An 8,647-nucleotide genomic window follows, 5' to 3' on the forward strand; every position below is an offset into this window, starting at 1 on the left:
GGTCGGATGCGCAGCCCGGCGCTTGCGGGGTGCCGCTGCGGCTGGTCAGCCGCCGTAGAAGAGTTCCTCCACCACTGCCCTGGCCCGGCGGGTCGTGCGGCGGTACGCGTCCAGCATGTCGCCCGCGTGGCCGGGGCCGTAGCCGAGGTAGCGACCCACCGCGGCCAGCTCGCGGCTGTCGGTGGGGAAGGTGTCCCCGGCCCGTCCGCGCACCAGCATCACGGCGTTGCGCACCCGTGTCGCCAGCACCCACGCCTCGTCGAGGATCCCGGCGTTCTCCCCGGAGATGAGCCCGGCGGCGGACGCGGCCGCCAGCGCCTCGCGCGTCCTGGTCGTACGCAGCCCGGGCTCGGCGTGACCGTGCCGCAGCTGCAGCAGCTGCACGGTCCACTCCACGTCGGACAGCCCGCCCGGCCCCAGCTTGGCGTGCAGCTTGGGGTCCGCGCCGCGCGGCAGCCGCTCGGACTCCATCCGGGCCTTCAGCCGCCGGATCTCCCGTACGGCGTCCTCGCCCAGCCCGTCCGCCGGGTACCGCAGCGGATCGACCAGTCCGATGAACCGCCGTCCCAGGTCCTCGTCCCCGGCGACGAACTCGGCCCGCAGCAGCGCGTGCGACTCCCACACCAGCGACCAGCGCCGGTAGTACGCCTCGTACGACTTCAGCGTGCGCACCAGCGGCCCCGACTTGCCCTCCGGGCGCAGATCGGCGTCGACGAGCAGCGGCGGGTCGGCGCTCGGCAGCGCGAGCAGGCGCCGCATCTCCGAGACGACCTTGTTCGCGGCGTCGGCCGCCTCCCGTTCCCCGACCCCGTCCCTCGGCTCGTGCACGAACAGCACGTCCGCGTCCGAGCCGTAGCCCAGCTCGTGCCCGCCGAACCGGCCCATGCCGATGACCGCGAACCGGGTCGGCAGGGTGTCCCCCCACCCGTCCCGCACGACCGCCCTGAGCGTTCCCGCCAGCGTCGCCGCCGTCAGGTCCGACACCGCCGAGCCGACCCGGTCCACCAGGGCGCCCTGGTCGGCCTCGACGGGCTGCGCCTCGGTGCCGTAGGAGCCGACGATGTCGGCGGCGGCCGTGCGGAACAGCTCCCGTCGCCGCACCCCGCGCGCCGCCGTGACGGCCTGGACGGCGCCGTCGGCGCGGCCGACCGCGGCCAGCACCTCCTGCTCCAGCTGGGCCCGTCCGCGCGGCTCCAGGCCGGCGCCGTCGCCGTCCCCGAGCAGCGCCACCGCCTCGGGGGCCCGCATCAGCAGGTCGGGGGCGAGCCGCCCCGCGGACAGCACCCGGGCCAGGTTCTCCGCCGCGGCGCCCTCGTCCCTGAGCAGCCGCAGGTACCAGGGCGTCTTGCCGAGCGCGTCCGACACCTTGCGGAAGTTGAGCAGACCGGCGTCCGGGTCGGCGGAGTCGGCGAACCAGCCCAGCAGCACCGGCAGCAGCGTCCGCTGGATCGCCGCCTTGCGGGTGACGCCGGAGGCCAGCGCCTCCAGGTGCCTGAGCGCGGCGGCCGGGTCGGCGTACCCGAGGGCGACCAGCCGTTCCCGCGCCGCCTTCGCGCTCAGCCGGGCCTCCCCCGGCGCCAGCTGGGCGACCGCGTCGAGCAGCGGCCGGTAGAACAGCTTCTCGTGCAGGCGGCGTACGACGGCGGCGTGCCGCTTCCACTCGCGCAGCAGCGTGGCCACCGGGTCGGTGCGCAGGCCGAGCGAGCGGCCGAGGCGGCGCAGGTCGGCCTCGTCCTCGGGCACGAGGTGGGTGCGGCGCAGCCGGTGGAGCTGGATCCGGTGCTCCATGGAGCGCAGGAAGCGGTACGCCTCGTCGAGCTGGGTGGCGTCGACCCGGCCGACGTACCCGCCCGCCGACAGCGCCCGCAGCGCGGACAGCGTCGTACCGCTGCGCAGGGACGCGTCGGCCCGGCCGTGCACCAGCTGCAGCAGCTGTACGGCGAACTCGACGTCCCTGAGGCCGCCCGGTCCGAGCTTGAGCTGGCGGTCGACCTCGGCGGCGGGGATGGTCTCCACCACCCGGCGGCGCATCTTCTGCACGTCGGGGACGAAGTTCTCGCGCTCGGCGGCCTGCCACACCAGGGGCTGCAGCGCGGTGACGTACGCCTCCCCGAGAGCGGGGTCGCCGGCCACCGGGCGGGCCTTGAGCAGCGCCTGGAACTCCCAGGTCTTGGCCCAGCGCTGGTAGTAGGCGAGGTGGCTGCTGAGGGTGCGCACGAGCGGGCCGTTGCGCCCCTCGGGACGCAGATTGGCGTCCACGGGCCAGATGGAGCCCTCGACGGTCGTCTCGGAGCAGATCCGCATCAGGTGCGAGGCGAGCCGGGTCGCGGCGCGCAGCGCCTTGGCCTCGTCGGCGCCGCCGACCGCCTCGCCGACGAAGATGACGTCGACGTCCGAGACGTAGTTCAGCTCGTGACCGCCGCACTTGCCCATCGCGATCACCGCGAGCCGGCACAGCGCGGCGTCCTCGGGCGCGTCGGCCTCGGCGAGGCGGAGGGCGGCGCGCAGGGTGGCGGTGGCGAGGTCGGCCAGCTCGGCGGCGGTCTCGGCGACGTCGATGGTGCCGCAGACGTCGCGGGCGGCGATGGACAGCAGGCAGCGCCGGTAGGCGACGCGCAGCGCCACGGGGTCGCCGGCGTCGGCGAGGCCCCGCTCGAACTCCTCCACCCCCTGGTGCAGGTCCCGGGGCTCGTAGGTGACGAGTGCCTGCCAGTCCCCGGCGTGCCGGGCGAGGTGGTCGGCGAGCGCCTCGGAGGCGCCGAGCACGCCGAGGAGGCGGTCGCGCAGCGGCTTGGACGCCGTGAGCGTGTCCAGCAGTTCGCGGCGGGCGGTGGGGCCGGGCTGGGCCTCCAGCAGCCGGACCAAACCGTGCAGGGCGAGGTCGGGGTCGGCGGTGGCGCCGAGCGCGTCCAGGAGCACCGGGTCGTTGCGGACCGGTGCCAGTTCCGCGCTGTCCAGCAGCCGCTCGGCGGCCGAGGGATCCGTGAAGCCGTGCCGCAGCAGCCGCGTGAAGGTACTGCTCCTGCGCCCCGGCGCCGTCATCTCGGCCTCCCGTCGGATCGAGCTCGTACTGGCCAGAGCCTAACCGGACAGCGCCTCCGGAGCGCCCACGTGTTCGGTGCTCCGCCGGGCCCGCCGCGCGGGAGCCGGGGCGATCGGGCCTTTCGGTGGCGCCGCGTACCGTTTTCGGCTTCGGTGAGGGGGAGCCCGTCGACCGAGGAGCCGAAGGAGTCACGCCATGGACCTCACCCTCGAAGTGATCCCGCTGCCCGTGAGCGACATCGACCGGGCGCGGGACTTCTACCGGGACAAGGTCGGCTTCCACGTCGACATCGACCAGGAGGTCATGCCCGGGATGCGGATCGTCCAGCTGACGCCCCCGGGCTCGGGCTGCTCGATCGCCCTCGGCGACACCCTCTGGCAGATGACGCCGGGCCCGACGCCGGCCCCCGGCTCGTACCAGGGCCTGCAGCTGTGCGTCGCCGACATCAAGACCGCCCACGCGGAACTCGTCGCCCGCGGCCTGGAGGTCTCCGAGCCGGTCCAGTACGCCCCCGACGACGGCGCCACGTTCATGTACTTCTCCGACCCCGACGGAAACGGCTGGTCGGTCCAGGAGTACCGCCGCCGCGCCACGGAACCCCTCCACGCCCTCCTGGCGGACCTGGCCGCCCGCCGCCGCTGACCCGGGCGGCGAGTGGAGGATCTGGGCCGGATCCGTGCCGGGCGGCCTGCGGTTCCGCCCCGGCGATCGGCCCGAATCCTCCACTCACCCCTGTCCGGAGAGGGGGCTACAGGACCGGGAGGTTCTTGCGGAGTTCGAAGGCGGTGACCTCCGAGCGGTACTCCTCCCATTCCTGGCGCTTGTTGCGGAGGAAGAAGTCGAAGACGTGCTCGCCGAGGGTCTCCGCGACCAGGTCGCTGCGGTCCATCAGGGTCAGGGCCTCGCCGAGGTTCTGCGGGAGGGGTTCGATGCCCATCGCGCGGCGCTCGGCGTCGGAGAGGGCCCAGACGTCGTCCTCGGCGCCCGGCGGGAGTTCGTAGCCCTCCTCGATGCCCTTCAGGCCGGCGGCGAGGAGGACGGCGTAGGCCAGGTACGGGTTGGCGCCGGAGTCGATCGAGCGGACCTCGACGCGGGCCGAGCCGGTCTTCCCGGGCTTGTACATGGGGACGCGGACCAGGGCCGAGCGGTTGTTGTGGCCCCAGCAGATGTACGAAGGGGCCTCGCCGCCGGCGCCGGCGGTGCGCTCGGAGCCGCCCCAGATGCGCTTGTAGGAGTTGACCCACTGGTTCGTCACGGCCGAGATCTCCGCCGCGTGCCGCAGCAGGCCCGCGATGAAGGAGCGGCCGACCTTGGAGAGCTGGTACTCCGCGCCCGACTCGTAGAAGGCGTTCCGGTCGCCCTCGAAGAGGGAGAGGTGGGTGTGCATGCCGCTGCCCGGGTGTTCGGAGAACGGTTTCGGCATGAAGGTCGCCTGGACGCCCTGCTCCAGGGCCACCTGCTTCATGATCAGGCGGAAGGTCATGATGTTGTCCGCCGTGGACAGCGCGTCGGCGTAGCGCAGGTCGATCTCCTGCTGGCCGGGGGCACCCTCGTGGTGGGAGAACTCCACCGAGATGCCCATCGACTCCAGCATGGTGATGGCCTGGCGGCGGAAGTCCATGCCGATGTTCTGCGGGGTGTGGTCGAAGTAGCCGGAGTTGTCGGCGGGGGTCGGCACCGAGCCGTCGACCGGCTTGTCCTTCAGCAGGAAGAACTCGATCTCCGGGTGGGTGTAGAAGGTGAACCCCTGGTCGGAGGCGCGGGCGAGGGCGCGCTTGAGGACGTAGCGCGGGTCGGCGAAGGACGGGGAGCCGTCCGGCATGAGGATGTCGCAGAACATCCGGGCCGTGCCGGGGGCCTCGGCGCGCCAGGGCAGGACCTGGAAGGTGGAGGGGTCCGGCTTGGCGATCATGTCGGACTCGTAGACCCGGGCGAAGCCCTCGATGGCGGAGCCGTCGAAGCCGATGCCCTCGTCGAAGGCCTGTTCCAGCTCGGCCGGGGCCACGGCGACGGACTTGAGGAAGCCCAGCACGTCCGTGAACCACAGGCGTACGAACCGGATGTCGCGCTCCTCCAGCGTCCGGATCACGAACTCCTGCTGCTTGTCCATCTTCCGCTTCCCCATCCTTGCTGGTCAGGCCGCCTGTCTCCGGTATACGGCGGGAGGCGGTCGGGCACCAGAGCATCCCACCACAGCGCCGTTTCGTACGCGTTGCGGCCCTTGATCGGCCCGCCGACCCCGGTCTGAACGCCTCGCGTACGGCGAGTGTGCACGTCTGTGGTGTACCGCCATGGTGTACCGCTCTCACCGCAGCGTAGAGGCCACGTGTTCGATCGGGCCATTCCTGGGGGTCCGCGGCGACAGATCCTGTGATCTCCCTACGCCAGTCCCCTCCTTCCCCATTACGATCAGCGGACTCCACAGCCCCCTTTCCCAGAAGGGCACACCCCATGGGTTCCGCCAAGAAGAGCAGCAGCACGGAGCGCCAGGCACGCATAGCCGAGATGCGCCGTGCCGAGGAGGCCCGCGAACGCCGGAACCGGATCCTCACGATCACGGCGAGTGTGGTGGTCGTCGGCGCCCTCGTCGCCGGCGGGGTCGTCCTCGTCCGGTCGCAGTCCGACGACTCCGGCGACACCGCGGCCGGCTCCGAGACCTCCGGCAGCTTCGTGACGGGCGAGGACGGCGTGCGGACCTGGAAGGGCACGCTGTCCCGCAACCACGTCACCAAGGACGTGACGTACCCGGCCGAGCCCCCGGTCGGCGGCGACCACAACCAGGTCTGGATGAACTGCAACGGCGACGTCTACACCAAGCCGCTGAACAACGTGAACGCCGTGCACTCCCTGGAGCACGGCGCCGTGTGGGTGACGTACACCGACAAGGCCCCGAAGGCGGACGTCGAGGCGCTGGCGGCGAAGGTGAAGAAGACCCCGTACACGCTGATGAGCCCGAACGACGGGCAGAAGGACCCGATCATGCTCACGGCCTGGGGACACCAGCGCACGGTGACGGGGGCGGGCGACGCGAACGTGGACAAGTTCTTCGAGAAGTTCGTCCAGGGCGAGCAGACGCCCGAGCCGGGCGCGGCGTGCACCAACGGGCTGTCGCAGTGAGGCGTGCGGCCGGCTGGACCGCGGGGGCCGCGGCGGCGGTCCTCGTCGCGGCCGGGGCGATCACCTACGCGGTCGCCGGGGACGACGGCGGGAGCCGTGTCCCGTCCGCCGGCTCGGCGGACGCCGGGTTCGCCCGGGACATGGCGGTGCACCACCAGCAGGCCGTGGAGATGTCGTACATCGTGCGCGACCGCACGAAGGACGAGGAGGTGCGGCGGCTCGCGTACGACATCGCGCAGACGCAGGCCAACCAGCGGGGCATGATGATCGGCTGGCTCGACCTGTGGGGGCTGCCGAAGGTGTCGTCCGAGCCGCCGATGGCGTGGATGGGCATGGGCGAGGCGCCCTCCGCCGGGGAGGGCTCGCTGATGCCGGGGATGGCCACCGACGCCGAGATGGAGAAGCTCGGGACGCTCAGCGGGAGGCAGGCGGAGGTCTACTACCTCCAGCTCATGACCGAGCACCACAAGGGCGGCGTCCACATGGCCGAAGGGTGTGCCGAGAAGTGCACGGTCGGCGTGGAGCGGCGGCTGGCCCGCGGGATGGTCGAGGCGCAGGAGTCGGAGATCCGGCTGATGGCGGACATGCTGGCGGAACGGGGCGCGAAGCCGCGGTCGTGAGCCCGGCACCGCCCGCGTCCCACCCCATCGCGTCGGTCTGACGATTACACTGGGCGCGTGCCTCGACTACGACTCGCCCTGAACCAGATCGACTCCGCCGTCGGCGACCTCGCCGCGAACGCGGAGTCGGTCGTCCGCTGGACCCGGCACTCCGCCGGGCAGGGAGCGCACCTGGTGGCGTTCCCGGAGATGGTGCTCACCGGGTATCCGGTCGAGGACCTGGCCCTCAGGTCGTCCTTCGTGGAGGCCTCCCGCGCCGCCCTGCGCTCGCTGGCGGCGCGCCTGGCCGAGGAGGGCTTCGGCGGGCTGCCGGTCGTCGTCGGGTACCTGGACCGCTCGGAGACCGCCCAGCCGAAGTACGGCCAGCCGGCCGGCGCGCCGCAGAACGCGGCGGCGGTGCTGTACGGCGGCGAGGTGGTGCTGAGCTTCGCCAAGCACCACCTGCCGAACTACGGCGTCTTCGACGAGTTCCGCTACTTCGTGCCCGGCGACACGATGCCGGTGGTGCGGGTGCACGGTGTCGACGTGGCCCTCGCCATCTGCGAGGACCTGTGGCAGGACGGCGGCCGGGTGCCGGCGGCGCGGTCGGCGCGGGCCGGGCTGCTGCTCTCCGTCAACGCCTCGCCGTACGAGCGGAACAAGGACGACACGCGGCTTGAGCTGGTGCGCAAGCGGGCCCAGGAGGCCGGGTGCACCACGGCGTACCTGGCGATGACCGGCGGGCAGGACGAACTGGTCTTCGACGGCGACTCGATCGTGGTCGACCGGGACGGGGAGGTCGTGGCGCGGGCGCCGCAGTTCACCGAGGGGTGCGTGGTCCTCGACCTCGACCTGCCGGCCGCGGACGCCGACGCGCCGACGGGCGTGGTGGACGACGGGCTGCGCATCGACCGGGTCGTGCTGTCCGAGGAGCCGGCGCCGGCCCGCGAGCCGCGGCTGACCGGCGGGTACGCGGACCGTCTCGACGACGAGGAGGAGGTCTACTCGGCGCTGGTCGTCGGCCTGCGGGCCTACGTGCGCAAGAACGGGTTCCGCTCGGTGCTGATCGGCCTGTCCGGCGGCATCGACTCCTCGCTGGTGGCGGCGATCGCCTGCGACGCGGTGGGCGCGGAGAACGTGTACGGCGTGTCGATGCCGTCCAAGTACTCCTCCGAGCACTCCAAGGACGACGCGGCGGAGCTGGCGCGGCGCACCGGCCTGCACTACCGGACGGTGCCGATCGAGCCGATGTTCGACGCGTACATGGGGTCGCTGGGGCTGACGGGTCTGGCGGAGGAGAACCTCCAGTCCCGGCTGCGCGGCACGCTGCTGATGGCGATCTCCAACCAGGAGGGCCACATCGTGCTGGCGCCCGGCAACAAGTCGGAGCTGGCGGTGGGCTACTCGACGCTCTACGGCGACTCGGTGGGCGCCTACGGGCCGATCAAGGACGTGTACAAGACGTGGGTCTTCCGCCTGGCGGAATGGCGCAACCGGGCGGCCGAGGCGCGCGGGCAGACCCCGCCGATCCCCGAGAACTCCATCACCAAGCCACCGAGCGCCGAGCTGCGGCCCGGGCAGGTCGACACGGACTCGCTGCCGGACTACCCGGTGCTGGACGCGATCCTCGACCTGTACGTCGACCGGGACCGGGGCGCGGACGAGATCGTCGCGGCCGGCTTCGACCGTGAGCTGGTGACGAGGACGCTGCGGATGGTGGACACCGCCGAGTACAAGCGGCGGCAGTACCCGCCGGGCACCAAGATCTCGGCCAAGGGCTTCGGCAAGGACCGCCGGCTGCCGATCACCAACGGCTGGCGCGAAACCGGCTGACGCCGGCCCCGCCGACGGGCGACGGGGGCGCCGGACCGCGACCGCGCCGGACGCT

At 72.6% G+C, this 8,647-nt stretch carries 6 protein-coding genes; 4 read left to right on the forward strand and 2 right to left on the reverse strand.

From position 1 onward, the window contains the following. Nucleotides 1-45 precede the first annotated feature (45 nt). Nucleotides 46-3,042, reverse strand: coding sequence for a bifunctional [glutamine synthetase] adenylyltransferase/[glutamine synthetase]-adenylyl-L-tyrosine phosphorylase (locus tag H0H10_RS12825; protein WP_188181041.1), 2,997 nt, complete (start codon nucleotides 3,040-3,042; stop codon nucleotides 46-48). Between the two features lie 196 nt (nucleotides 3,043-3,238). Here H0H10_RS12825 and H0H10_RS12830 point away from each other — a divergent pair, with 196 nt between their 5' ends. After that, on the forward strand, nucleotides 3,239-3,685 hold the full coding sequence (locus H0H10_RS12830; protein WP_188181042.1) for a VOC family protein: 447 nt from the start codon (nucleotides 3,239-3,241) through the stop codon (nucleotides 3,683-3,685). Nucleotides 3,686-3,791: 106 nt separating this feature from the next. On the opposite strand, the gene glnA2 is transcribed toward H0H10_RS12830, so the two are convergent. Further along, on the reverse strand, nucleotides 3,792-5,153 hold the full coding sequence (gene glnA2 / locus H0H10_RS12835) for a gamma-glutamylpolyamine synthetase GlnA2 (RefSeq protein WP_188181043.1): 1,362 nt from the start codon (nucleotides 5,151-5,153) through the stop codon (nucleotides 3,792-3,794). A gap of 341 nt (nucleotides 5,154-5,494) precedes the next feature. Between glnA2 and H0H10_RS12840 the strand changes: the two genes are divergently transcribed. From H0H10_RS12840 to H0H10_RS12850, 3 genes are read left to right on the forward strand one after another with little or no spacing between them, the layout of a single operon-like run. Continuing rightward, nucleotides 5,495-6,160, forward strand: a complete 666-nt coding sequence (locus H0H10_RS12840) for a thioredoxin-like domain-containing protein (RefSeq protein WP_188181044.1) — start codon at nucleotides 5,495-5,497, stop codon at nucleotides 6,158-6,160. Next, nucleotides 6,157-6,780 (forward strand): DUF305 domain-containing protein, encoded by a 624-nt coding sequence (locus H0H10_RS12845; protein ID WP_188181045.1) that lies wholly within the window; start codon nucleotides 6,157-6,159, stop codon nucleotides 6,778-6,780. The genes H0H10_RS12840 and H0H10_RS12845 overlap by 4 nt, the downstream gene beginning before the upstream one ends. A gap of 57 nt (nucleotides 6,781-6,837) precedes the next feature. Then, complete coding sequence (locus tag H0H10_RS12850) at nucleotides 6,838-8,592, forward strand: NAD+ synthase (RefSeq protein WP_188181046.1); 1,755 nt, start codon at nucleotides 6,838-6,840, stop codon at nucleotides 8,590-8,592. The last annotated feature ends 55 nt before the right edge of the window (nucleotides 8,593-8,647 follow it).

Source organism: Streptomyces griseicoloratus (assembly GCF_014534645.1).
GTDB classification, from domain to species: Bacteria; Actinomycetota; Actinomycetes; order Streptomycetales; family Streptomycetaceae; genus Streptomyces; species Streptomyces griseicoloratus.

Excerpts from the sequence above, each read along its gene's own strand:
- glnA2 (WP_188181043.1), bottom strand. The coding sequence starts at position 5,153 with ATGGACAAGCAGCAGGAGTTCGTGATCCGGACGCTGGAGGAGCGCGAC.
- H0H10_RS12840 (WP_188181044.1), top strand. The coding sequence starts at position 5,495 with ATGGGTTCCGCCAAGAAGAGCAGCAGCACGGAGCGCCAGGCACGCATA.
- H0H10_RS12825 (WP_188181041.1), bottom strand. The coding sequence starts at position 3,042 with ATGACGGCGCCGGGGCGCAGGAGCAGTACCTTCACGCGGCTGCTGCGG.
- H0H10_RS12830 (WP_188181042.1), top strand. The coding sequence starts at position 3,239 with ATGGACCTCACCCTCGAAGTGATCCCGCTGCCCGTGAGCGACATCGAC.